Source organism: Pseudomonas tensinigenes (genome assembly GCF_014268445.2).
GTDB lineage: Bacteria > Pseudomonadota > Gammaproteobacteria > Pseudomonadales > Pseudomonadaceae > Aquipseudomonas > Aquipseudomonas tensinigenes.
This window is the reverse complement of the sequence record NZ_CP077089.1, coordinates 6,535,518-6,558,063: the sequence shown is the minus strand read 5'-3', so window position 1 is coordinate 6,558,063 and position 22,546 is coordinate 6,535,518. Positions and strand designations below refer to the sequence as shown.

Sequence of the window (22,546 nt, the reverse complement as noted above, 5' to 3'; positions counted from 1 at the left end):
AGGATGTACGCCTATTTTGAGGGTGCCATCGTCAATGAAATTCAAGGATCTTCGGGATTTCGTGCAGCAGCTTGAGCAGCGCGGAGAGTTGAAACGCATCCAGATTCCCGTCTCGCCGGTGCTGGAAATGACCGAGGTGTGCGACCGCACGCTGCGAGCCAAGGGCCCGGCGCTGCTGTTCGAAAAACCGACTGGCTATGACATTCCGGTGCTCGGCAATCTGTTCGGTACGCCTGAACGGGTAGCCATGGGCATGGGCGCCGAGTCGGTCAGCGAGCTGCGCGAAATCGGCAAGCTGCTGGCCTTCCTCAAGGAGCCGGAGCCACCGAAGGGCTTGAAAGACGCGTGGTCGAAACTGCCGATCTTCCGCAAGATCATCTCGATGGCGCCGAAAGTCGTCAAAGACGCGGTGTGCCAGGAAGTGGTCATCGAAGGCGACGACGTCGATCTGGCGATGCTGCCGGTGCAGACCTGCTGGCCCGGCGACGTCGGCCCGCTGATCACCTGGGGCCTGACCGTCACCAAAGGCCCGAACAAGGATCGCCAGAACCTCGGCATCTACCGCCAGCAAGTGATCGGCCGCAACAAGGTGATCATGCGCTGGCTCAGCCACCGTGGCGGCGCCCTCGACTTCCGTGAGTGGTGCGAGAAGCACCCGGGTCAGCCGTTCCCGGTGTCCGTGGCCCTTGGCGCGGATCCGGCGACCATCCTGGGCGCCGTGACGCCGGTGCCGGACAGTCTTTCCGAATACGCTTTCGCGGGGCTCTTGCGCGGTAACCGTACCGAACTGGTCAAGTGCCGTGGCAATGACCTGCAAGTGCCGGCCACCGCCGAAATCATCCTCGAAGGCGTGATCCACCCGGGCGAAATGGCCGATGAAGGCCCGTACGGCGATCACACCGGTTACTACAACGAAGTCGACAGCTTCCCGGTGTTCACCGTCGAACGCATCACCCACCGGATCAAACCGATCTACCACAGCACCTACACCGGCCGGCCGCCGGATGAGCCGGCGATTCTCGGCGTGGCGCTGAACGAAGTGTTTGTGCCGATCCTGCAGAAGCAGTTCCCGGAGATCACCGACTTCTACCTGCCGCCGGAAGGCTGCTCGTACCGCATGGCCATCGTGACCATGAAGAAGTCGTATCCGGGGCATGCCAAGCGCGTGATGCTCGGTGTCTGGTCGTTTTTGCGACAGTTCATGTACACCAAGTTCGTTATCGTCACCGACGACGATATCAACGCCCGTGACTGGAACGACGTGATCTGGGCCATCACCACGCGCATGGACCCCAAGCGCGACACGGTGATGATCGATAACACGCCGATCGACTACCTCGACTTCGCCTCGCCGATCTCCGGCCTGGGTTCGAAAATGGGCCTCGATGCCACCCACAAGTGGCCGGGCGAAACCACTCGCGAGTGGGGCCGCGTGATCGTCAAGGACGACGCCGTCACTCAACGGATCGATGCCATCTGGAATCAGTTAGGAATAGATTGATGCGTGTAACCCTGCAGCCCTCCGGAGCAGTGCTTGAGATACAGCCCGGTGAGCGGATTCTCGACGGCGCGCGGCGCTTGGGCTACGAATGCCCGCAAAGCTGCCGCAACGGCAATTGTCATGTGTGTGCGGCGCTGCTGGTTGAAGGTAGTGTCGCGCAGGACGGCAAGGTGCATGACCACGGCGAGTTCTACACTTGCATAGCCGAGCCGCTGGAAGACTGCGTCCTGCTGTGGGATGGCGTGCTCGCGCTGGGAGAACTGCCGGTGCGCAGCCTGTCGTGTCAGGTCATCGAATGCCGCGATGTGGGTGGTGATACCTGGCGCGTGCGTCTGCGTGCGCCGGCGGGCAAGCCACCGCGCTATCACGCCGGACAGTACTTGATGATCGAGCGTGAGAACGGTGAGAAGTCAGCGTTCTCCATGGCCTCGGCGCCGCACGGTGGGCGTGATTTGGAAATCCATGTGCTGGCGCGCGAAGCCAGTGCACTGAGCCTGATCGAACAGCTGCAACGCAACGCGATGGTGCGGGTCGAGCTGCCGTTCGGCGATACGCATCTGGCCGAGCTGCCCGATGGGCCACTGGTGCTGGTTGCCGCTGGTACCGGCATGGGCCAGATTCACGCCCTGATCGAACACTGCCGCGCCAACGGCTTCAAACACCCGGTGCATCTGTACTGGGGCGTGCGCCGTCCGGAAGATTTCTATGAGATCGAACATTGGGATGAATGGCTGAAGTTGCCCAATCTGTTCCTGCACAAAGTCGTCAGTGATCAATGCGGTTGGGAAGGGCGCTGCGGCATGCTGCACGAGGCGGTCTGTGAAGACTTCCCTGACCTGAAACCGCTGCACGTCTATGCCAGCGGCTCGCCGGCCATGGTCTACGGCACGCTGGACGCTCTGGTTGAAGCGGGGATGGACGCTCATCAAATGCGTGCCGACGTGTTCGCTTACGCTCCCCGCTCCTGAATCCGTTATAACTCGCTATATAGCCGATCGGTATTTATGTAATTGCATAAATACCGCTAGGTTATATATCAATCAGGCAATCAATTAAGAACTGTGCCATGGCACTCAAATTGCCTTAAAACATATGTGCCTTATTGTTACAGCGGTGCGTTCTATTAAGTAATTCTTTACCCGCGGGGAGCTGAACGCTATTCGCCATGAGCGCCATTGAAAACGCTTTTCTGAATTTGAATTACCCTCCGCGGCTCGATCTTGGGCCGCAGCTGACGCACGAACAACTTCTCGCTTCCATGCAATCGACCATGGCGCGCCACAAGGGCGGGCCGGTGTGGCTGTTCGCCTACGGTTCGCTGATCTGGCGGCCCGAATGCTCGGCGGTAGAACGGGTGCGCGGACGCGTGCACGGCTACCATCGCGGCTTGTACCTGTGGTCCCACGAGCACCGCGGGACGCCGGAAATGCCCGGTCTGGTGTTTGGTCTGGATCGTGGCGGTTCGTGCAGCGGCTTCGCCTATCGCTTGCCGGAAGACAATCTCGACACTGCGCTGTACGCCTTGTGGAAACGCGAAATGCCGGTGCCGTCCTATCGGCCACACTGGCTCAACTGCCGGCTCGAAGATGGCACTCAGGTGCAGGCGTTGGGATTCGTTTTGGAGCGACACCTGCCCAGCTATGCCGGCAACTTGCCGGATCACGTGCTGAGCCAGGTGTTCGAAAGCGCCAGCGGGCGTTACGGCACCACTCGCGATTATGTCGAGCAGACCGCACACGCCCTGCGCAGCCACGCCATGCCAGATCGAAATCTGGAGGCGCGGCTCAAGCGCTGTAAGTCACAGACTGATCAAGCGACCGCTTCACGGCTCTGACTGGCGACTTGCTTGTGCCATAGCGTCGGGGCGAGGAAGGCCATCGCCAGCAGGCAAGCGCCCACCAGCAGTACGAAACCACCGTCCCAGCCGAAATGGTCAACGGTGTAACCCATCGCCGCACTCGCCGCGACCGAGCCACCCAGATAACCGAACAGACCGGTAAACCCGGCAGCGGTGCCAGCGGCTTTCTTCGGTGCCAGTTCCAGCGCTTGCAGGCCGATCAGCATCACCGGGCCGTAGATCAGGAAGCCGATCGAGAACAACGCGATCATGTCGACGGTCGGGTTGCCGGCCGGGTTCAGCCAGTAAACCAGGGTCGCAACGGTCACCAGCGCCATGAACACCATGCCGGTCAGGCCACGGTTGCCACGGAAGATCTTGTCCGACATCCAGCCGCACAGCAGTGTGCCCGGAATCCCCGCCCACTCGTAGAAGAAGTACGCCCACGAGGTTTTATCGACGGTGAAACCCTTGGCTTCTTTCAGGTAGGTCGGTGCCCAGTCCAGCACGCCGTAGCGCAGCAGGTAGACGAAAACGTTGGCCATGGCGATGTACCAGAGCATTTTGTTGCGCAGCACGTATTTGACGAAGATCTCTTTCGCGCTGAATTCGTCTTCGTGGCTGGCGTCGTAGCCTTCCGGGTAATCGTTCTTGTACTTCTCGATCGGCGGCAGGCCAACCGATTGCGGGGTGTCGCGCATGGTGATGAACGCGAACACGGCCACGCCCAACGCCACGGCTGCCGGTACGTAGAACGCTGCATGCCAGTCGTTGAACAAGCCCATGCCGAGCAGGAACAGCGGGCCGATCAGGCCGCCGCCGACGTTATGCGCCACGTTCCACACGGACACCACGCCACCACGTTCTTTCTGCGACCACCAGTGCACCATGGTCCGGCCACTAGGCGGCCAACCCATGCCCTGGGCCCAGCCGTTGATGAACAGCAGGATGAACATCATGGTCACGCTGGATGTTGCCCAAGGTGCGAAACCGAAAATGAACATCACCCCGGCCGACACCAGCAGGCCGAACGGCAGGAAGTAACGCGGGTTGGAACGGTCGGACACCAGGCCCATGAGGAACTTGGAAAGACCGTAGGCAATGGCGATCGCCGACATTGCCAGACCCAGATCGCCGCGGCTGTAGCCTTCGTCGATCAGGTACGGCATGGCCAGCGAGAAGTTTTTGCGCAGCAGGTAGTAACCCGCGTAGCCAAAGAAAATACCGGCGAAGATCTGCCAGCGCAGGCGTCGGTAGGTGCTGTCTATTTTTTCTTCAGGCAATGGAGCCTGATGTGCGGCAGGACGAAAGAAAGCAAACATTCAAGAGCTCCAGATTTCTTGTTTTGACTGCGGATGCGAATGTTACAGTTTCGTTACCGAAAATAGCACCGGTTCGCATCGAGCAAATAGCGGAAAATGTTGGATGTCGCGTGTTCCTTTACGAACCTGTCGCTCAGCTGTAAGAACGGGGCGTTTTTGTCGCGCTCGGGACGTTGTGACTTAGACTCGCGATCTTCAGATCGACTGATATCTCGAGATAAACGATGACCCCGAAAATTCGCAGGCTATTGCCCAGGCTGTTGATGGTCGCAGCGGTGACTGTTTCAGTGTTGGCACTGAGCTTCGCCCAAGGTTCTGCAGCACCAGGCCTGCGCAATGTCACCGTATTGATCGTCCGCCATGCGGAAAAGCCTGATGTCGGCCGAGAACTCAATGCCCGGGGCGAACAGCGCGCCGCCGCTTACGCGGACTATTTCACCTCTTTGCAGTTGGACGACCAGACACTCACACCCCAACGTCTGATCGCTACTGCCGACAGTCCGGAAAGCATCCGCCCGCGACAGACGCTGATTCCACTGTCCCAACGCCTGCAACTGCCGATCGAGCAGCCCTACGCCAATAACGACGTCGACAAACTGGTCAGCTCGCTGCGCAAGAATAATCAGGCGAAAACCGTGTTGATCGCCTGGCACCACAGCCATATCAACAAACTGATTGCCGCTTTCGGTGGTGATGGCCCGGCACTGATCGGCCAGCCGAAATGGCCGGTCGATGTTTTCGATTGGCTGATTGTTCTGCGCTTCGATGACAAGGGGCAGTTAATCCAGTCGCGTAGCGAAAAGGTTCAGGAACATCTGATGCCGGGCGACATGCCAGCGTCGCCCGCTAGTTGAGGTGTTTCAGCGCACTTGCACCACCACTTTGCCCACAGCCTTGCGCTGGCCAAGATCATTGATCGCCTGCGCTGCATTGCTCAGCGGGTACACCTGCGACACCAGCGGTTTCAACTTGCCCTCGGCGAACCAGGCGAACAACTGCTGGAAGTTCGCCGTGTTGTCCTGCGGCTGGCGCTGGGCGAAGGAACCCCAGAACACGCCGAGCACCGCCGCGCCTTTGAGCAGGGCGAGGTTGACTGGCAACTCCGGGATGCGCCCGCTGGCGAAGCCGACCACCAGCAGACGACCATTCCAGGCGATGGCGCGGATGGCTTGATCGAAGAGATCGCCGCCGACCGGGTCGTAAATCACATCGGCACCCTGGCCGTCGGTGAGGCGTTTGATTTCGTCCTTGAGGCTGGTTTCGCTGTAATTGATCAACTCATCGGCGCCGGCAGCTTTGGCCACCGCCAGTTTCTCCGCGCTGCTGGCGGCAGCGATGACGCGGGCGCCCATGGCTTTGCCGATTTCCACCGCCGCGAGGCCGACGCCACCGGATGCGCCAAGCACCAGCAGGGTTTCGCCCGGTTGCAGGTTGGCGCGTTGCTTGAGCGCGTGCATCGAGGTGCCGTAGGTCATGCTGAAGGCGGCAGCGATGTTGAAATCCATCGACGGCGGAATCGGCAGCACGTTATAGCCCGGCACCGCGACCTGTTCGGCAAAACTGCCCCAGCCGGTCAGGGCCATGACCCGGTCACCGACCTTCAGATGACTGACCTTTTCCCCGACCTCCGTGACCACGCCGGCCGCTTCGCCACCCGGTGAAAACGGAAAGGGCGGCTTGAATTGGTACTTGCCCTCGATAATCAGCGTGTCCGGGAAGTTGACCCCGGCGGCGTGCACGTCCAGCAGGATTTCGTTCTTCTTCACGACAGGACTGGCGACGTCTTCCAGCACCAGCGATTCGGCAGGGCCGAAGGCTTTGCACAGCACGGCTTTCATCAGGGCTATTCCTTTGGGAGTGATGGCCGATAAGTGTAGGTGTGTCAGTCAACGGGTCAACGAGCATGCCCGGCCCTGATAGTCAGCCATAAGCTTGTGCTTGCGCGGCGGGTCGTTATGCTAGGCCGCAAACCGGATAAGGAGCGAATTGTGAAAGCGTGGATCATGTTGTTGCTGGCCCTGTCTCTGCCTGTGGCAGCGCTGGCCGAAGAAGCCAAAGAAGGCGAGGCGCCGAAGGTAAGCTACATCACCCTGAGCCCGCCGTTCGTGGGTAACTATGGACTGGACGGCACGCCGAAGCTCAAGGTCTACAAGGCCGATGTGGCACTGCGCGTGATCGGTGAAGAGGCGAGCAAACTGGTCAAGGCCAACGAGCCGCTGATCCGCAATCAACTGGTGGCATTGTTCACGCAGCAGACCACCGATGCGATGGGCAGCATCGAGGGTAAAGAGAAGCTGCGTCAGGAAGCGTTGAAACAGACCCAGCAAGTGATGAATGACGAGACCGGCAAGCCTGTGGTTGAAGATCTGTTGTTCAACAACCTGATCATTCAGTAAGCCATTCGTTGTCCGGGCGGGCCTCTTCGCGAGCAGGCTCGCTCCCACAGTGGATTTGTAGTGATGCACATTTTTGCATTCACCGAATAACCCTGTGGGAGCGAGCCTGCTCGCGAAAGCGATTTATCAGGCGCCAATGAATCAGGGTTTGAGCGTTATGACCGCCGCCCATTGCTCCGCCGTCACCGGCATCACCGACAACCGCGAACCCTTCTGCACCAACGGCATCTCCGCCAGCGCCGTCTGCTGTTTCAGATAATCCAGCTTCAACACCCGCGCAAACGTTTCGACGTGTTCAACGTCAATCGCACTCCAGGCATTTTTCTCCGGAGTGGCCTTGGGATCGAAGTAATGACTCTCCGGTTCCAGCGCGGTGGGATCCGGGTACGCCGCCTCGATTATTTTGCCAATCCCGGCAATCCCCGGCTCCGGGCAGCTGGAATGGTAGAAAAAGAACTCATCGCCCACTGCCATCGCGCGCAGAAAATTACGCGCCTGATAGTTGCGAACCCCATCCCAGCGCGCATTGCCGAGTTTTTCCAGGCCTTTGATCGAAAGTTCTTCGGGCTCGGACTTCATCAGCCAATAGGCCATGGTTTTTGCTCCTGAAACGGTCATTGGGCAGGTTGTCGGGCAATTTTATGACAAACCGACGGTCGGTTGACGTCAGCGTTTGCGCGTAGGTTCACGTTGTCGCAAAATGCCGGCCTTTAAAGCTTGACGCTGCTGCACGGCCTACAAACGGAAACCGCTGCTGTCATCGTGATGATGTGCCTTGAGGGGGGCAATCGATGAAACGCAAACCGGATTTACTATGGACTTTGGTAATTTTGTTTGGCTTGGGTGTCGTGACCACCGGTTACGCGCAGAGCCTGTGGTCGAACAAGGCCGATGCGCCGATTGAAGTCGCGCAACAGGTTCAACAGTCGACCGCTTTCAAGCGCTGAAACTGCTTTCTCGACGCCGCTGTTCTGTGCGGCGTCCTATCCCGCGAAATACCACGCCTTATCGGTGACCGTGCCTTGCAACGGTACATCCCAGCTTGCTTGCGCCAAGCGTTCGACCTTCTGACATTCATGAGCCAGCCCCAATAGCGTCGGCTTGCGCCAGTTCTGGCGTCGGGCCAGATACGCGAGGCTGCGATCGTAGAAGCCGCCGCCCATTCCCAGGCGTCCGCCGACGTCATCAAAACCCACCAGCGGTAACAACACCAGATCCAGCGCCCAGACCTTGCGTTGCCGAGCCAGATTGGCCCGCGGCTCAAGAATGCGAAAGCGATTGGCTTTGAGCTTCTCGCCGGGGCGAATGCGCTGAAAGACCATTTTGGTTCGCGGCCAGGCACTGAGCACTGGCAGGTACGTGGCTTTGCCTCGGCGCTGGGCTTCACGCAGCAGCAGGCGCGGATCGATTTCACCGTCGGTGGGCAGGTACAGGGAAATGTGTTTCGCCCGACGAAAGTGCGGGTCTTGGGCCAATTGCCGGAACAGGCCTTTGGCTGCCTGGCGTTGCTCGCCCGGCGTGAGCGCGCGGCGCGCCTTGCGCAGCAGGCGACGAAGTTGCGGGCGGGGTAGCAGCGCGGGTTCGGTCATGGTTCGGCTTCGGCAGGTTGGACGAAAACGTACGCATAAAAAATCCGATGTCGGCATTCACCGACATCGGATTCGAATCAGGCTCCCCGGATGAACCGCTGTCAACTTAGCCCTTGAACCCGAAAGTTCAAGGTGGAAGATGCAGTAGACTTTAAGGCTTTCCGTCTGGCGGACATGCACACCAGCCCAACGTGCAACTTCCAGGGTAGTGCGAATCGGCTCAGGGACATCGTCAACTGGCAAGCACCCCAGGGAGTGCCGCGAGTATACCGCAAGCGGCCAGTCGAATCAGCCCTTGGTGGTGTTCTGATCGTCGGCAAGCACCAGATCGACACGATCGAGCAAGTCGCGCACCTGTTCACGGGTCGAACCGCTGGCCTGGATATCCGGGCGCTCTTCTTTGTGCAAGAGGTCATGGGTGATGTTCAGCGCGGCCATCACGGCAATGCGATCGGCGCCGATGACTTTACCGCTGCTGCGGATTTCGCGCATTTTGCCATCCAGATAACGCGCGGCGCTGACCAGATTGCTGCGTTCTTCCTGCGGGCAGATGATCGAATACTCTTTATCGAGGATCTGCACGGTGACGCTATTGCTTGAACTCATGAGTCTTGCTCCAGGGCCTTGAGGCGCGAAATCATCGATTCGACCTTACGCCGGGCGATTTCGTTTTTTTCAATGAGGTGAGCGCGTTCCTCGCGCCAGGTCTTTTCCTGAGCTAGTAAGAGTGCATTTTGACTCTTTAGTTGCTCGACTCGGCCAATCAGCAGTTCGAGTCTGGCCATCAGCGCTTGCAGGTCGTTGTCTTCCATTGGTTTCACTGTCTGATGGGTTAGCTGGCGGACAGCCTTTAATAGTCTTGGCGAGTCTGTCGATGTAGGATACAAGGCCTTCATTCTAGACATAGCGCCGTCTGGCGCCTAGCTGCCCATGACCATTGCGAATTCCCCGTACCAAGCCTTTGCCACCCTGCTGACTTCCAGCGGCCACAACGTCTCGCCTGCCGAACTGCATGGCGTGCTGCTCGGACGCAGTTGCGCCGGTGCCGGCTTCGATAACGAAGGCTGGCTGATCGACGCCGCCGAACTGCTCGAAGGCGACATCCAGGACAACGTCCGCAACGCCCTGATCGGCTTGCAAGAGATGGTCAAAGGCGAGCTGACCGGCGACGACGTCACCGTCGTTCTGTTGCTGCCGACCGATGACGCACCGCTGGCCGACCGCGCCGCTGCACTGGGCGAGTGGTGCCAGGGCTTCCTCAGCGGTTTCGGCCTGAACTGCCGCGACAGCAGCATGCTCAGCACGGAAGCCACCGAAGTGCTGCAGGATCTGGCCGCCATTTCCCAGGTGCAAGACGCCCTCGAAGAATCCGAAGACGGCGAAACCGACTACATGGAAGTCATGGAATACCTGCGCGTCGCGCCGCTGCTGCTGTTCTCGGAAACCAAGAAAACCGACGTGCCGCCAGCCGCCAAGCCGTCGCTGCATTAATCGCGTGCCAGGGAAAGCCATCTGCCCATGACCCATATCCCGAAAGCGGAATACAGCCGTCGCCGCAAGGCCCTGATGGCGCAGATGGAACCCAACAGCATCGCGATCCTGCCGGCCGCCGCGGTGGCGATTCGCAACCGCGACGTCGAGCACGTCTACCGTCAGGACAGCGATTTTCAGTACCTCAGCGGCTTTCCCGAGCCGCAAGCCGTTATCGTCCTGATGCCCGGCCGTGAGCACGGCGAATACGTGCTGTTCTGCCGTGAACGCAACGCCGAACGCGAATTGTGGGACGGTCTGCGCGCGGGGCAGGAAGGCGCGATCCGCGACTTCGGCGCCGACGACGCTTTCCCGATCACCGACATCGACGACATCCTCCCGGGCCTGATCGAAGGCCGCGACCGGGTGTATTCGGCGATGGGCAGCAACCCTGAATTCGATCGCCACCTGATGGACTGGATCAACGTGATCCGCTCCAAAGCGCACCTCGGCGCCCAGCCGCCGAACGAATTCGTTGCCCTGGATCATCTGCTGCACGACATGCGTCTGTATAAATCGGCGGCAGAAGTGAAGGTGATGCGCGAAGCCGCACGGATCTCGGCGCAAGCCCATATCCGCGCGATGCAGGCCAGTCGGGCCGGGCTCTATGAGTACAGCCTCGAAGCCGAACTCGATTACGAATTCCGCAAGGGCGGGGCAAAGATGCCGGCCTATGGTTCGATCGTCGCCGCCGGACGCAACAGCTGCATCCTGCATTACCAGCAGAATGACGCGTTGCTCAAGGACGGCGATCTGGTGTTGATCGACGCCGGTTGCGAGATCGACTGCTACGCCAGCGACATCACCCGCACCTGGCCGGTCAACGGCAAGTTTTCACCCGAGCAGAAAGCAATCTACGAATTGGTGCTGGCTTCGCAGGAAGCCGCGTTCGCCGAAATCGCCCCGAACAAGCACTGGAATCAGGCGCATGAAGCCACAGTGCGAGTGATCACCACGGGGCTGGTGAAGCTCGGATTGTTGCAAGGCGAGGTCGACGAGTTGATCGCCAGCGAAGCCTATAAAGCCTTTTACATGCACCGCGCCGGTCACTGGCTGGGCATGGATGTACACGACGTCGGCGAGTACAAGGTCGGCGGCGAATGGCGCGTGCTCGAGGTCGGCATGGCACTCACCGTGGAGCCAGGCATCTACATCGCCCCGGACAATCAGAACGTCGCGAAGAAATGGCGCGGCATTGGCGTGCGTATCGAGGACGACGTGGTCGTGACCAAAACGGGCTGTGAAATCCTCACCACCGGCGTACCGAAAACCGTCGCCGACATCGAAGCGCTGATGGCGCAAGCAAGGACACACGCGGCATGAGTCGAGTCAATCTGGCAATCATCGGTGGCGGTCTGGTCGGCGCGAGCCTGGCGTTGGCCTTGCAGGCCGGGGCCAAGGCGCGTGGCTGGAAAATCGTGCTGATCGAGCCGTTCGCTCCCGGCGACAGCTGGCAGCCGAGCTATGACGCACGTTCGTCGGCGCTGTCCTTCGGTTCGCGACAGATTTATCAACGTCTGGGCGTGTGGCAGGAAATCTCCCGCCGCGCCGAGCCGATCAAACAGATTCACGTCTCCGACCGTGGTCGCTTCTCTACCGCGCGTTTGTCAGCGATGGAAGAGGGTGTGCCAGCGCTCGGTTATGTGGTGGAAAACGCCTGGCTCGGCCAGTGCCTGTGGCAGCACATCGATAAAGACGTGATCAGCTGGCGCTGCCCGGCGGAGGTCACGCGCATGGAGCCGTTGCCCGACGGCTATCGCCTGACCCTCAACGATGAAACCACCCTTGAATGCGACCTCGCGGTACTCGCCGATGGCGGTCGCTCCGGGCTGCGCGAACAGTTGGGCATCAATGTGCGTAAGCGTCCGTATAACCAGAGCGCGCTGATCGCCAACATCACCCCGAGCGAAGCGCACAACGGCATGGCCTTTGAGCGCTTCACCGACGAGGGGCCGATGGCCCTGCTGCCGCTGCCGGAAAATCGCTGTGCTTTGGTCTGGACCCGTTTGGGCATGGATGCGCAGCGTGTGGCCGATTTGAGCGAGCGCGATTTCCTCAGCGAATTGCAGGGCGTGTTCGGATATCGCCTCGGCACGTTGAAACAGGTTGGCGCGCGGCATCTTTATCCGCTGACGCTGGTCGAGGCCGAAGAGCAAGTGCGCTCGCATCTGGCCGTGCTCGGCAACGCGGCGCACAGCCTGCACCCGATTGCCGGTCAGGGTTTCAACTTGTCGCTGCGTGATGCCGATGCACTGGCCGCTGCCTTGCTCGGCAGCGATAAGCCACTGGGCGATTTCGCCACGTTGCAGGCGTATCGCGAGCGTCAGCGTCTCGATCAGGATCTCACCGTCGGTTTCTCCGATCAGGTCACGCGGCTGTTCGGCAGCACGCAGCCATTGGTCTCGCTGGGGCGAAATATCGGCCTGCTCGGCCTCGATCTGTTGCCGCCGGCCAAGCGCTGGTTTGCCCGTCAGGCCATGGGTTTGGGAACGCGTCCGGATGCTTAAGTGGTTGACCGCTAAATTCGGCAAGGCGCGGTTGATGCGCTGGGTGATGACGTTCTACCCGCCGTACCTCGGCGCTGGCGTACGCGTTCGGCACATCAGCGATGACTTCCGCGACGTTCAGGTGTCGATGGGCCTTGGCTGGTACAACCGCAACTACGTCGGCACGCAGTTTGGCGGCAGTCTGTATTCGATGGTCGATCCGTTCTTCATGCTGATGCTCATGGAAAACCTCGGCTCGCGCTACATCGTCTGGGACAAGGCCGCCGATATCGATTTCATTGCGCCGGGCAAAGGCCCGGTGTTCGCCCGGTTCAATATCGACGAGACCTTGCTCGCCGAGATTCGCCGGCAAACCGCCAATGGCGAGAAGTACCTGCCGCAGTTGCAGGTCGACATTCATGACGGCGCCGGCAATCTGGTGGCGCGGGTCGGTAAAACCCTTTATGTGCGGCTCAAGCCGCAAGCGAGACAGGCTTAAAGCATGGACATGCGCGCAGATCTGCTGATTGTCGGAGCCGGAATGGTCGGCAGCGCCCTGGCGTTGGCGTTGCAGAACAGCGGGCTCGAAGTCCTGCTGCTCGACGGCAGCCCACTGAGCGTCAAACCGTTCGACGCTGAAGCTGCGTTTGAACCGCGCGTGAGCGCCCTGTCAGCGGCGAGCCAGCGCATTCTTGAACGCCTCGGTGTGTGGGATGGCATCGCCGCACGCCGCAGCAGCCCGTACACCGACATGCACGTGTGGGATGGCAGCGGCACCGGGCAGATTCACTTTTCGGCGAGCAGCGTGCACGCCGAGGTGCTGGGCCACATCGTCGAAAACCGCGTGGTGCAGGACGCCTTGCTCGACCGTTTGCACGATTGCGATCTGGGCATGCTCGCCAATGCGCGGCTGGAGCAGATGCGTCGCTCCGGTGATGACTGGCTGCTGACGCTGGCCGATGGTCGACAGTTGCGCGCGCCGCTGGTGATTGCCGCTGACGGTGCCAACTCAGCTGTTCGCCGTCTCACCGGTGTGGCGACGCGTGAGTGGGATTACCTGCATCACGCCATCGTTACCAGCGTGCGCAGCAGCAAGCCGCATCAGATGACTGCGTGGCAGCGCTTTACCGATCACGGGCCGCTGGCGTTTCTGCCGCTGGAACGTGACGGGCAGCAGGATTGGTGTTCGATCGTCTGGTCGACCACGCCGAGCGAGGCCGAGCGATTGATGGCGCTGGATGAGGCGGCTTTCTGCCGTGAGCTGGAGCGTGCCTTTGAGGGGCGTCTCGGCGAAGTCATCAGTGCCGATCCGCGACTGTGCGTGCCGCTGCGTCAGCGCCATGCCAAGCGTTATGTGGCGGAAGGCCTGGCGTTGATCGGCGATGCGGCGCACACCATTCACCCGTTGGCGGGGCAGGGTGTGAACCTGGGCTTCCTCGATGCGGCGGTGCTGGCCGAAGTGCTGTTGCAGGCGGCGGAGCGCGGTGAGCGTTTGGCCGATGTGAAAGTGCTGAGCCGTTACGAGCGTCGGCGCATGCCGCATAACCTCGCGTTGATGGCGGCGATGGAGGGCTTTGAGCGGTTGTTCCAGGCTGATCCGTTGCCGGTGCGTTGGCTGAGGAATGCCGGGTTGAAGCTGGTGGAGCAGATGCCGGAGGCGAAGGCGCTGTTTGTGCGTGAAGCCCTAGGGTTGACCGGTGATCTTCCGGCCCTCGCCAAAGCCTGACATCTTCATTAAGGCTGATGGCCTCTTCGCGAGCAGGCTCGCTCCCACATTTGAAATGCATTCCAATGTGGGAGCGAGCCTGCTCGCGAAGGGGCCAGAACAGCCACCACAAATTTCAGGCTGTGCAACATCTGGTAACTCCTTCAAAAAGAGTTCGATTGAGGTGGTAAATGTGAGTCCTTATCATTTGGCCCACAATTCCCGACCGAGAGACCACTCCCATGTTGGCACCCAAGCGTCTTCTGACCGCACTGGCCCTGACCCTGATCGGTAGCACAACGGCCCAGGCCGCTGATGAGGTGGTGGTTTACTCGTCGCGCATCGATGAGCTGATCAAACCGGTGTTCGATGCCTACACCGCCAAGACCGGGGTGAAGATCAAGTTCATCACCGACAAGGAAGCGCCGCTGATGCAGCGCATCAAGGCCGAAGGTGAAAACGCCACTGCCGACCTGTTGCTCACGGTCGATGCCGGCAACCTCTGGCAAGCCGAGCAGATGGGCATCCTCCAGCCGTTCACCTCGAAGACCATCGACGCCAATATCCCGCTGCAATATCGCTCGTCCAGCCACGCCTGGACCGGCCTGAGCCTGCGCGCGCGGACCATCGCCTACTCCACCGAGCGGGTGAAGCCGGGCGAACTGACCACCTACGAAGCACTGGCCGACAAGAACTGGGAAGGGCGCCTGTGCCTGCGCACGGCGAAGAAGGTCTACAACCAGTCGCTGACCGCGACCATGATCGAAGTCCATGGCGCCGAGAAGACCGAGAAGATCCTCAAGGGCTGGGTCAACAACCTGTCCACCGACGTGTTCTCCGATGACGTTGCGGTGCTCGAAGCGATCAATGCCGGGCAGTGCGACGTTGGCATCGTCAACACTTACTACTACGGTCGCCTGCACAAGCAGAAGCCGGAGCTGCCGGTGAAGCTGTTCTGGCCGAATCAGGCCGATCGCGGTGTGCACGTGAATCTGTCGGGCATTGGCCTGACCAAACATGCGCCGCACCCGGAAGCGGCCAAGGCTTTGGTCGAGTGGATGACCACGCCAGAGGCGCAGAAGATTTTTGCTGACGTGAACCAGGAATTCCCGGCCAACCCGGCGGTGGCGCCTTCCGAAGAAGTGGCTGCGTGGGGCAAGTTCATTGCTGATACCTTGCCGGTGGAAGTGGCGGGCAAGCGTCAGGCTGAGGCGATTCGGATGATGGATCGGGCGGGGTGGAATTGAGTCTGTTCCGATAACGCTGTTCACGTTAGATCGCTGCCCTCACCCCAGCCCTCTCCCGGAGGGAGAGGGAGCCGACTTGTGTTGTTTTCGAAACTTGAGTTCGACTCGATATCTCGGGTCGATGTAGCTTGCATGAGCACCTCGGTCAGTCCTCTGTTCCTCCGGGAGAGGGAGTCGATCTATGTTGAATTCAAATCCTGAGTTCGGCTCGATGTTTCAGGTCGGCGTAATTCCCATAAACTACGCGGTCAGTCCCCTCTCCCTCCGGGAGAGGGCTAGGGTGAGGGCAAAAATCCCAACCTGAAATACCCAATCCAAGAACACCCCACCCCCCCCCAGAGACCCAAAAGTGGCCCACCCCGCCCAACGCCGCTGGTACCCCATCGTCTTCGCCATCGCCGCGCTGGTGCTGTTGCCCCTGAGCGTTCTGCTGCTCTCCTGGCAGACCATTGATCAGCAGATATGGTCGCACCTGTGGCAAACCCAGATGCCGCGCCTACTGGGCAACACCCTGACGCTGGTCGTTGGCGTCGGTGTCGGTGTGACGCTGCTCGGCGTCAGCCTCGCCTGGCTCACCAGCCTCTGCGAATTCCCCGGCCGACGCTGGCTCGACTGGGCGCTGATGCTGCCCTTCGCCATCCCCGCGTACGTGCTGGCCTTCGTTTTCGTCGGCCTGCTGGATTTCGCCGGCCCGGTGCAGACACTGCTCAGGGAATGGTTCGGCACCGGTCTGCGCCTGCCACGGGTGCGCTCCACTGGCGGGGTGATTATCGTGCTGGTGCTGGTCTTCTACCCGTACGTTTACCTGCTGGCGCGCACCGCGTTCCTCGCCCAGGGTAAAGGCCTGATGGAAGCGGCGCGGGTGCTCGGGCAATCGCCGTGGCAAGCGTTCTGGCGAGTGGCGTTGCCAATGGCGCGCCCTGCGATTGGCGCGGGTGTGGCGCTGGCGCTGATGGAAACCCTGGCAGATTTCGGTGCAGTGTCGGTGTTCAACTTCGACACCTTCACCACGGCAATCTACAAGACCTGGTACGGCTTCTTCAGCCTGCCGAGTGCCGCGCAATTGGCCAGTCTGTTGTTGCTGGTGGTGATGCTGGTGCTGTACGGCGAACGTCGCGCGCGTGGCGCCAACCGGGCAAGTAACGAGCGACCTCGGATGAAAGCGCTGTATCACCTGCGCGGGCTCAAGGCCTTCGCGGCAATGAGCTGGTGCGGCCTGGTGTTCGCCTGCGCCTTCGTCATTCCACTGCTGCAATTGATCGTCTGGTTCTGGCAGCGCGGGCGTTTCGATCTCGATGAACGCTACGCCGGGTTGATCCTGCACACCCTTTATTTAGGTGGCATGGCGGCGCTGATCACCGTCAGCGTTGCGTTGTTACTGGCCTTCGCCCGGCGACTGGCGCCGACACCGGCGATCAACTCCGGGGTGGGTCTGGCTAATCTCGGTTACGCCTTGCCGGGTTCGGTGCTGGCGGTGTCGATCATGCTGGCGTTCAGTTATCTGGATCGCGAGCTGGTGATTCCGCTCTCCGCTTGGTTGGGAGGCGCCGGTAAGCCGTTGCTGCTCGGCAGTCTGGCAGCGTTGCTGATGGCGTATCTGGTGCGCTTCATTGCGGTCGCTTACGGCCCGCTGGAAAGCAGTCTGGCGCGTATACGGCCCTCTTTGCCCGAAGCGGCACGTAGCCTGGGTGTCAGTGGGCCGCGACTGTTTTTCAAAGTGTATCTGCCGTTGTTGCTGCCCGGCACGCTGAGCGCGGCGTTGCTGGTGTTCGTCGACGTGCTCAAGGAAATGCCCGCGACCCTGCTGATGCGCCCGTTTGGCTGGGATACGCTGGCCGTACGCATCTTTGAAATGACCAGCGAAGGCGAATGGGCGCGGGCGTCTTTGCCGGCGCTGACTCTGGTTCTGGTTGGATTGTTACCGGTCATCGGCCTGATTCGCCGCTCCGCCCATCGAAACACTTAGTAGTGAGTCCTGAATCATGCGGCTACAATGCGCGGCATTCGGTGCGGTTCGTCTGACAGATCTTTTCGCTGAAATTGGCTGAAGGCCTTCTATTACAAGGCTTTCACGCTGTGCAGCGACTGTCCGCACCTTCGCCACGCCCGGAAGGAGAAACCCATGGGACAGCGTACGCCTCTGTATGACCTGCATCTCGCCCTCGGCGCGAAGATGGTCGATTTTGGCGGTTGGGACATGCCCCTGCATTACGGCTCGCAGGTCGAGGAGCACCACGAAGTGCGCCGCGATTGCGGGGTGTTCGATGTATCCCACATGACCGTGATCGATGTCACCGGCCCCCAGGCCAAAGCCTGGCTGCAGCATTTGCTGGCCAATGACGTCGACCGCCTGCACCGCCCCGGCCGTGCGTTGTACAGCACCATGCTCAACGAGCGCGGCGGCATCGTCGACGACATGATCGTCTACCGCCTCGATGACGCTTATCGTCTGGTGTTCAACGCGTCCACCCGCGATCAGGATCTGGCCTGGATGAACGCGCAGCGCGGCGATTACGACGTGCAACTGCACGAACGCGCCGAGCTGGCGATGCTCGCCATTCAAGGACCGCAGGCCCGGCACAAGATTGCCGAACTGGTGACCCAGTCGCGCGCCACGCTGATCCAGCACCTCAAACCCTTCGAAGGCTACACCGACGGTGACTGGTTTATCGCCCGTACCGGTTATACCGGTGAAGATGGTCTGGAAATCTGCCTGCCGGCCAGTCAGGCGCCGGGGTTCTTCAACGATCTGGTCGGCGCCGGCATTTCCCCGATCGGCCTCGGCGCCCGTGACACGCTACGCGTCGAAGCCGGGATGAACCTCTACGGTCAGGACATTCATCAGGATGTTTCGCCACTGGCCTCCAATATGGCCTGGAGCATTGCCTGGGAACCGGCCTCGCGCCAGTTCATCGGTCGCACTGCTCTGGAAGCGGAAAAAGCCGCTGGCGTCGCGCACAAACTGGTTGGTCTGGTGCTGGAAGAACGCGGTGTTTTGCGCGCCCATCAGGTGGTTCGCATCGCCGATGTTGGCGAAGGGGAGATCACCAGTGGTAGTTTCTCTCCTACGCTAAGCAAATCGATTGCCCTGGCGCGTGTTCCGATGGCCACCGCCGACCGCGCCGAAGTGGAAATCCGTGGCAAGTGGTACCCGGTACGGGTGGTCAAACCGACCTTCGTCCGCCATGGCAAAACTTTGATCTAACCTTTTTCCGGCGGGCATGACCGCTGACCCAATTCCGAGGACACCGAAGATGAGCAATATCCCCGCTGAACTGCGTTTTGCCGAAAGTCATGAATGGGCACGTCTGGAAGCTGACGGCACCGTCACCGTGGGCATCAGCGATCACGCGCAGGAAGCGCTGGGCGATGTGGTGTTCGTCGAGCTGACTGAAGTGGGCAAGGTGTTCGCCGCTGAAGATCAGGCTGGCGTCGTTGAATCGGTGAAAGCTGCTTCCGACATCTATTCGCCGATCAGCGGTGAAGTCATCGCGGTCAATGAAGAGCTGGGCGGTTCGCCAGAGCTGTTGAACTCCGACCCGTACGGCGCGTGGATCTTCAAGCTCAAGCCAAGCGACAAGGCTGAGCTGGACAAGCTGCTCGATGCCGCTGCTTATAAGGCTGCCATCGGCGAGTAAGCTTTAAGCAATACCCAAAGCCCCGACTTGTCGGGGCTTTTTCATGCACGATGATTTTCCCCTGTGGGAGCGAGCCTGCTCGCGAATGCGCTCTGTCAGAAACATTTGAATTGACTGACACACCGCATTCGCGAGCAGGCTCGCTCCCACAAGGGGAAAGCGGTTGCTCTGAAAATTGGCGGCGATGGGGGCTGCTATGCTGGTTTGACCGTGTTGCATTGACGCCGAGCGCCAGCCAAGAGAGAGCCCGTCATGTCCCAGTTGCCGTCCCTGAGCCAGTTACGCGACCCCGATGCCTTCCTGCGCCGTCACCTCGGCCCCGATGCTGCCGAACAACAGGCGATGCTCGACAGCCTCGGCCTCGGCAGCCGGGTCGAACTGATCGAGCAGACCGTGCCGCCGGGCATTCGCTTCAATCGCGCACTGGATCTGCCGCCCGCCCTCGATGAACAGGCCGCGCTGGCCAGACTGCGCGGTTACGCCGAGCAGAACCAGGTCTGGACCAGTCTGATCGGCATGGGTTACCACGGCACACTCACGCCGACCGTCATCCTGCGCAACGTGCTGGAAAATCCAGGCTGGTACACCGCGTACACGCCCTATCAACCGGAGATCGCTCAAGGCCGACTCGAAGCGCTGCTGAATTTCCAGCAGTTGACCATCGACCTCACCGGCCTCGAATTGGCCAACGCCTCGCTGCTCGATGAAGCCACGGCGGCGGCGGAAGCCATGGCACTGGCCAAGCGCGTGGCAAAGTCGAAGAGCAATCTGTTCTTCGTCGATGAGAACTGTCATCCGCAAACCATTTCCGTGGTGCAGACCCGCGCCGAAGGCTTCGGTTTCGAGCTGATCATCGACGCTGTGGATAACCTGAAACAGCATCAGGTGTTCGGTGCGCTGCTGCAGTATCCGGACACCCATGGCGAGGTTTGCGATCTGCGTCCACTGATCGATCACTTGCATGCGCAACAGGCATTGGCTTGTGTCGCTACCGATTTATTGAGCTTGCTATTGCTGACACCACCGGGGGAGCTGGGCGCCGATGTGGTGTTCGGTTCGTCTCAGCGATTCGGCGTGCCGATGGGATACGGCGGGCCGCACGCAGCGTTCTTTGCCAGTCGCGAGGAATACAAACGGGCGATTCCGGGGCGGATCATCGGTGTGTCGAAGGACGCCCGGGGCAACGTGGCGCTGCGCATGGCCCTGCAAACCCGCGAACAACATATCCGCCGGGAGAAGGCCAATTCGAACATCTGCACCGCACAAGTCCTGCTGGCCAACATCGCCAGTTTCTACACGATCTATCACGGCCCGGAAGGCTTGAAACGCATCGCCCAGCGTGTGCACCGGTTGACCTGCATTCTGGCGGCGGGGCTTGAGCGCAAAGGCATCAGCCGGGTTAATGAGCAGTTCTTCGACACGCTGACGCTGGACGTCGGCGGTGCGCAAACCGCGATTATCGAGAGTGCTCAGGCTGCGCAGATCAACCTGAGGATTCTCGGCCGTGGTCGCGTCGGGCTGAGTCTCGATGAGACCTGCGATGAACGCACCGTGGCGAAACTGTTCGATGTACTGCTCGGTGCCGATCATGGGCTGAACGTCGACGATCTCGACGCCGAAGTGCTGGTTTCCGGCATCCCCGACAAACTTCAGCGCAAGACGCCTTATCTGCGCCATCCGGTATTCAACGCTCATCACAGCGAAACCGAGATGCTGCGCTATCTCAAACAACTGGAGAACAAGGATCTCGCGCTCAACCAGTCGATGATCCCATTGGGCTCGTGCACGATGAAACTCAACGCCACCAGCGAGATGATCCCGATCACCTGGCCGCAATTCGCCGAACTGCATCCGTTTGCGCCCCGCGAGCAGGCCGTCGGTTACACATTGATGATCGAAGAACTGGAGCGCTGGCTCTGCGCAATCACCGGGTTCGATGCGATCTGCATGCAGCCCAACTCCGGCGCCCAAGGCGAATACGCCGGGCTGCTGGCGATCCGCAAATATCACGAGAGCCGGCAGCAGGGCGCGCGGGATATCTGCCTGATTCCGTCCTCGGCTCACGGTACCAACCCGGCCTCGGCGCAAATGGCCGGCATGCGTGTGGTGATCGTCGAGTGCGACGAGGCCGGCAACGTCGACCTGGAAGATTTGAAGTCGAAAGCCGCCGAGGCTGGGGATAAGTTGTCGTGCCTGATGGCGACCTATCCGTCGACCCATGGTGTGTACGAGGAGGGCATCAGCGAGATCTGCGAAGTTATTCACAAACACGGCGGTCAGGTGTACATGGACGGCGCCAACCTCAATGCGCAGGTCGGGCTGGCGCGGCCGGCGGACATCGGCGCCGACGTGTCGCACATGAATTTGCACAAGACCTTCTGCATCCCACACGGCGGTGGCGGCCCGGGCATGGGACCGATCGGGATTCGCGCGCATCTGGCGCCGTTCGTCGCCAATCACCCTGTGGTGCCAATCGATGGGCCGTTGGCGCAGAACGGCGCCGTCAGCGCGGCGCCATGGGGCAGTGCAAGTATTTTGCCGATCAGCTGGATGTACATCGCCATGATGGGCCCGCAATTGGCGGACGCCAGTGAAGTGGCGATTCTCGCGGCGAATTACCTGGCGCAGCATTTATCCGGTGCGTTCCCGGTGTTGTACACCGGCCGCAATGGACGAGTCGCGCATGAATGCATTCTCGATCTGCGGCCGCTGAAGGCGCTGACCGGAATCAGTGAGGAAGACGTCGCCAAGCGCTTGATGGATTACGGCTTCCACGCGCCGACCATGTCCTTCCCGGTGCCGGGCACGTTGATGGTCGAGCCGACCGAGAGTGAATCCAAGGCTGAACTGGATCGCTTTATCGGTGCGATGCTGAGCATTCGTGCAGAAATCACCGAAGTGCAGAACGGCAACTGGCCGGCCGAGGACAACCCGTTGAAACGGGCGCCGCATACTCTGGCGGATGTCACCGGGGTTTGGGAGCGTCCCTACAGCATCGAGCAGGGCATTACCCCGGATGCGCACACCAAAGCGCACAAGTATTGGCCGGCGGTGAATCGGGTCGACAATGTCTATGGCGATCGCAACCTGTTCTGCGCCTGTGTCCCGGTGGATGATTACCGCTGATTTCCCGGCAAGCACACCTTCCCCTGTGGGAGCGAGCCTGCTCGCGAAAGCGGTGATTCAGTCACCGAAAATGTTGAGTGAAAGATTGTTTTCGCGAGCAGGCTCGCTCCCACAGGGTTAATGGGGTGGGTCTGAAATTCAGGCAAAAAAATGCCGCTCGATTGAGCGG

The 22,546-nt window shown here is 60.5% G+C and carries 22 protein-coding genes and 1 other RNA gene; 16 read left to right on the top strand and 7 right to left on the bottom strand.

What is annotated here, in order from left to right; genetic code table 11:
* The first annotated feature begins 34 nt into the window (after nt 1-34).
* The 3 genes from ubiD (at nt 35) to HU718_RS29255 (ending at nt 3,335) form a co-directional block, all read left to right on the top strand.
* Entirely contained in the window at nt 35-1,501 is a 1,467-nt protein-coding gene (ubiD, locus tag HU718_RS29265; RefSeq protein WP_007911173.1) for a 4-hydroxy-3-polyprenylbenzoate decarboxylase, read from the top strand.
* Nucleotides 1,501-2,469: a CDP-6-deoxy-delta-3,4-glucoseen reductase gene (locus HU718_RS29260; RefSeq protein WP_095119865.1), complete on the top strand. Its 969-nt coding sequence runs from the start codon at nt 1,501-1,503 to the stop codon at nt 2,467-2,469. Before ubiD ends, HU718_RS29260 begins: the two co-directional genes overlap by 1 nt.
* 197 nt (nt 2,470-2,666) lie before the next feature.
* Entirely contained in the window at nt 2,667-3,335 is a 669-nt protein-coding gene (locus HU718_RS29255; protein ID WP_095119866.1) for a gamma-glutamylcyclotransferase, read from the top strand.
* Here the strand turns inward: HU718_RS29255 and glpT are convergent.
* Nucleotides 3,311-4,660 (bottom strand): glycerol-3-phosphate transporter, encoded by a 1,350-nt coding sequence (gene glpT, locus HU718_RS29250; RefSeq protein ID WP_016985912.1) that lies wholly within the window; start codon nt 4,658-4,660, stop codon nt 3,311-3,313. The genes HU718_RS29255 and glpT overlap by 25 nt on opposite strands.
* 224 nt (nt 4,661-4,884) lie before the next feature.
* Between glpT and HU718_RS29245 the strand changes: the two genes are divergently transcribed.
* Nucleotides 4,885-5,514 carry a flagellar basal body-associated protein FliL gene (locus tag HU718_RS29245; protein ID WP_150706310.1) on the top strand — a complete coding sequence of 210 codons (630 nt, stop codon included), beginning with the start codon at nt 4,885-4,887 and terminating at the stop codon, nt 5,512-5,514.
* A gap of 6 nt (nt 5,515-5,520) precedes the next feature.
* Here the strand turns inward: HU718_RS29245 and HU718_RS29240 are convergent, their stop codons facing one another.
* Nucleotides 5,521-6,498 carry an NADPH:quinone oxidoreductase family protein gene (locus tag HU718_RS29240; RefSeq protein ID WP_150706311.1) on the bottom strand — a complete coding sequence of 326 codons (978 nt, stop codon included), beginning with the start codon at nt 6,496-6,498 and terminating at the stop codon, nt 5,521-5,523.
* A gap of 150 nt (nt 6,499-6,648) precedes the next feature.
* Between HU718_RS29240 and HU718_RS29235 the strand changes: the two genes are divergently transcribed.
* On the top strand, nt 6,649-7,056 hold the full coding sequence (locus HU718_RS29235; RefSeq protein ID WP_186613399.1) for a flagellar basal body-associated protein FliL: 408 nt from the start codon (nt 6,649-6,651) through the stop codon (nt 7,054-7,056).
* A gap of 141 nt (nt 7,057-7,197) precedes the next feature.
* Here HU718_RS29235 and HU718_RS29230 read toward each other — a convergent pair whose 3' ends face one another.
* Nucleotides 7,198-7,650, bottom strand: coding sequence for an EVE domain-containing protein (locus tag HU718_RS29230; protein ID WP_186613401.1), 453 nt, complete (start codon nt 7,648-7,650; stop codon nt 7,198-7,200).
* A 197-nt stretch (nt 7,651-7,847) separates the two neighbouring features.
* Here HU718_RS29230 and HU718_RS29225 point away from each other — a divergent pair, with 197 nt between their 5' ends.
* Nucleotides 7,848-8,003, top strand: a complete 156-nt coding sequence (locus HU718_RS29225) for a hypothetical protein (RefSeq protein WP_016985917.1) — start codon at nt 7,848-7,850, stop codon at nt 8,001-8,003.
* Between the two features lie 36 nt (nt 8,004-8,039).
* Here the strand turns inward: HU718_RS29225 and HU718_RS29220 are convergent, their stop codons facing one another.
* From HU718_RS29220 to HU718_RS29205, 4 genes are all read right to left on the bottom strand, one after another.
* Nucleotides 8,040-8,645, bottom strand: a complete 606-nt coding sequence (locus tag HU718_RS29220; RefSeq protein ID WP_016985918.1) for a 5-formyltetrahydrofolate cyclo-ligase — start codon at nt 8,643-8,645, stop codon at nt 8,040-8,042.
* 79 nt (nt 8,646-8,724) lie between these two features.
* Nucleotides 8,725-8,903: non-coding RNA, 6S RNA (gene ssrS / locus HU718_RS29215), on the bottom strand.
* A gap of 30 nt (nt 8,904-8,933) precedes the next feature.
* The gene (locus HU718_RS29210; RefSeq protein WP_034151990.1) at nt 8,934-9,251 is read right to left on the bottom strand and encodes a cell division protein ZapA; all 318 of its coding nucleotides are present in this window, start codon (nt 9,249-9,251) and stop codon (nt 8,934-8,936) included.
* Nucleotides 9,248-9,457: a TIGR02449 family protein gene (locus tag HU718_RS29205; RefSeq protein ID WP_016985919.1), complete on the bottom strand. Its 210-nt coding sequence runs from the start codon at nt 9,455-9,457 to the stop codon at nt 9,248-9,250. The genes HU718_RS29210 and HU718_RS29205 overlap by 4 nt, the downstream gene beginning before the upstream one ends.
* 118 nt (nt 9,458-9,575) lie before the next feature.
* Here HU718_RS29205 and HU718_RS29200 point away from each other — a divergent pair, with 118 nt between their 5' ends.
* The 10 genes from HU718_RS29200 to gcvP all read left to right on the top strand — a co-directional run bounded on the left by HU718_RS29200 (nt 9,576) and on the right by gcvP (nt 22,377).
* Nucleotides 9,576-10,136: a YecA/YgfB family protein gene (locus HU718_RS29200; RefSeq protein ID WP_016985920.1), complete on the top strand. Its 561-nt coding sequence runs from the start codon at nt 9,576-9,578 to the stop codon at nt 10,134-10,136.
* Nucleotides 10,137-10,163: 27 nt separating this feature from the next.
* Entirely contained in the window at nt 10,164-11,498 is a 1,335-nt protein-coding gene (gene pepP, locus HU718_RS29195; RefSeq protein ID WP_102901403.1) for a Xaa-Pro aminopeptidase, read from the top strand.
* Nucleotides 11,495-12,682, top strand: coding sequence for a 2-octaprenyl-6-methoxyphenyl hydroxylase (ubiH, locus tag HU718_RS29190; RefSeq protein WP_150706315.1), 1,188 nt, complete (start codon nt 11,495-11,497; stop codon nt 12,680-12,682). Before pepP ends, ubiH begins: the two co-directional genes overlap by 4 nt.
* Nucleotides 12,675-13,160, top strand: a complete 486-nt coding sequence (locus tag HU718_RS29185) for a DUF4442 domain-containing protein (RefSeq protein ID WP_127930175.1) — start codon at nt 12,675-12,677, stop codon at nt 13,158-13,160. Before ubiH ends, HU718_RS29185 begins: the two co-directional genes overlap by 8 nt.
* 9 nt (nt 13,161-13,169) lie before the next feature.
* Nucleotides 13,170-14,387, top strand: coding sequence for a 2-octaprenyl-3-methyl-6-methoxy-1,4-benzoquinol hydroxylase (locus HU718_RS29180; protein ID WP_186613425.1), 1,218 nt, complete (start codon nt 13,170-13,172; stop codon nt 14,385-14,387).
* A gap of 221 nt (nt 14,388-14,608) precedes the next feature.
* Nucleotides 14,609-15,613 carry an extracellular solute-binding protein gene (locus HU718_RS29175; protein ID WP_077574973.1) on the top strand — a complete coding sequence of 335 codons (1,005 nt, stop codon included), beginning with the start codon at nt 14,609-14,611 and terminating at the stop codon, nt 15,611-15,613.
* A 349-nt stretch (nt 15,614-15,962) separates the two neighbouring features.
* Nucleotides 15,963-17,579, top strand: a complete 1,617-nt coding sequence (locus HU718_RS29170; protein ID WP_186613403.1) for an ABC transporter permease — start codon at nt 15,963-15,965, stop codon at nt 17,577-17,579.
* Nucleotides 17,580-17,735: 156 nt separating this feature from the next.
* Nucleotides 17,736-18,818 (top strand): glycine cleavage system aminomethyltransferase GcvT, encoded by a 1,083-nt coding sequence (gene gcvT, locus HU718_RS29165; protein ID WP_077574971.1) that lies wholly within the window; start codon nt 17,736-17,738, stop codon nt 18,816-18,818.
* Between the two features lie 49 nt (nt 18,819-18,867).
* On the top strand, nt 18,868-19,251 hold the full coding sequence (gcvH, locus tag HU718_RS29160; protein WP_064389477.1) for a glycine cleavage system protein GcvH: 384 nt from the start codon (nt 18,868-18,870) through the stop codon (nt 19,249-19,251).
* Between the two features lie 252 nt (nt 19,252-19,503).
* On the top strand, nt 19,504-22,377 hold the full coding sequence (gene gcvP / locus HU718_RS29155) for an aminomethyl-transferring glycine dehydrogenase (RefSeq protein ID WP_186613405.1): 2,874 nt from the start codon (nt 19,504-19,506) through the stop codon (nt 22,375-22,377).
* Nucleotides 22,378-22,546: the final 169 nt, after the last annotated feature.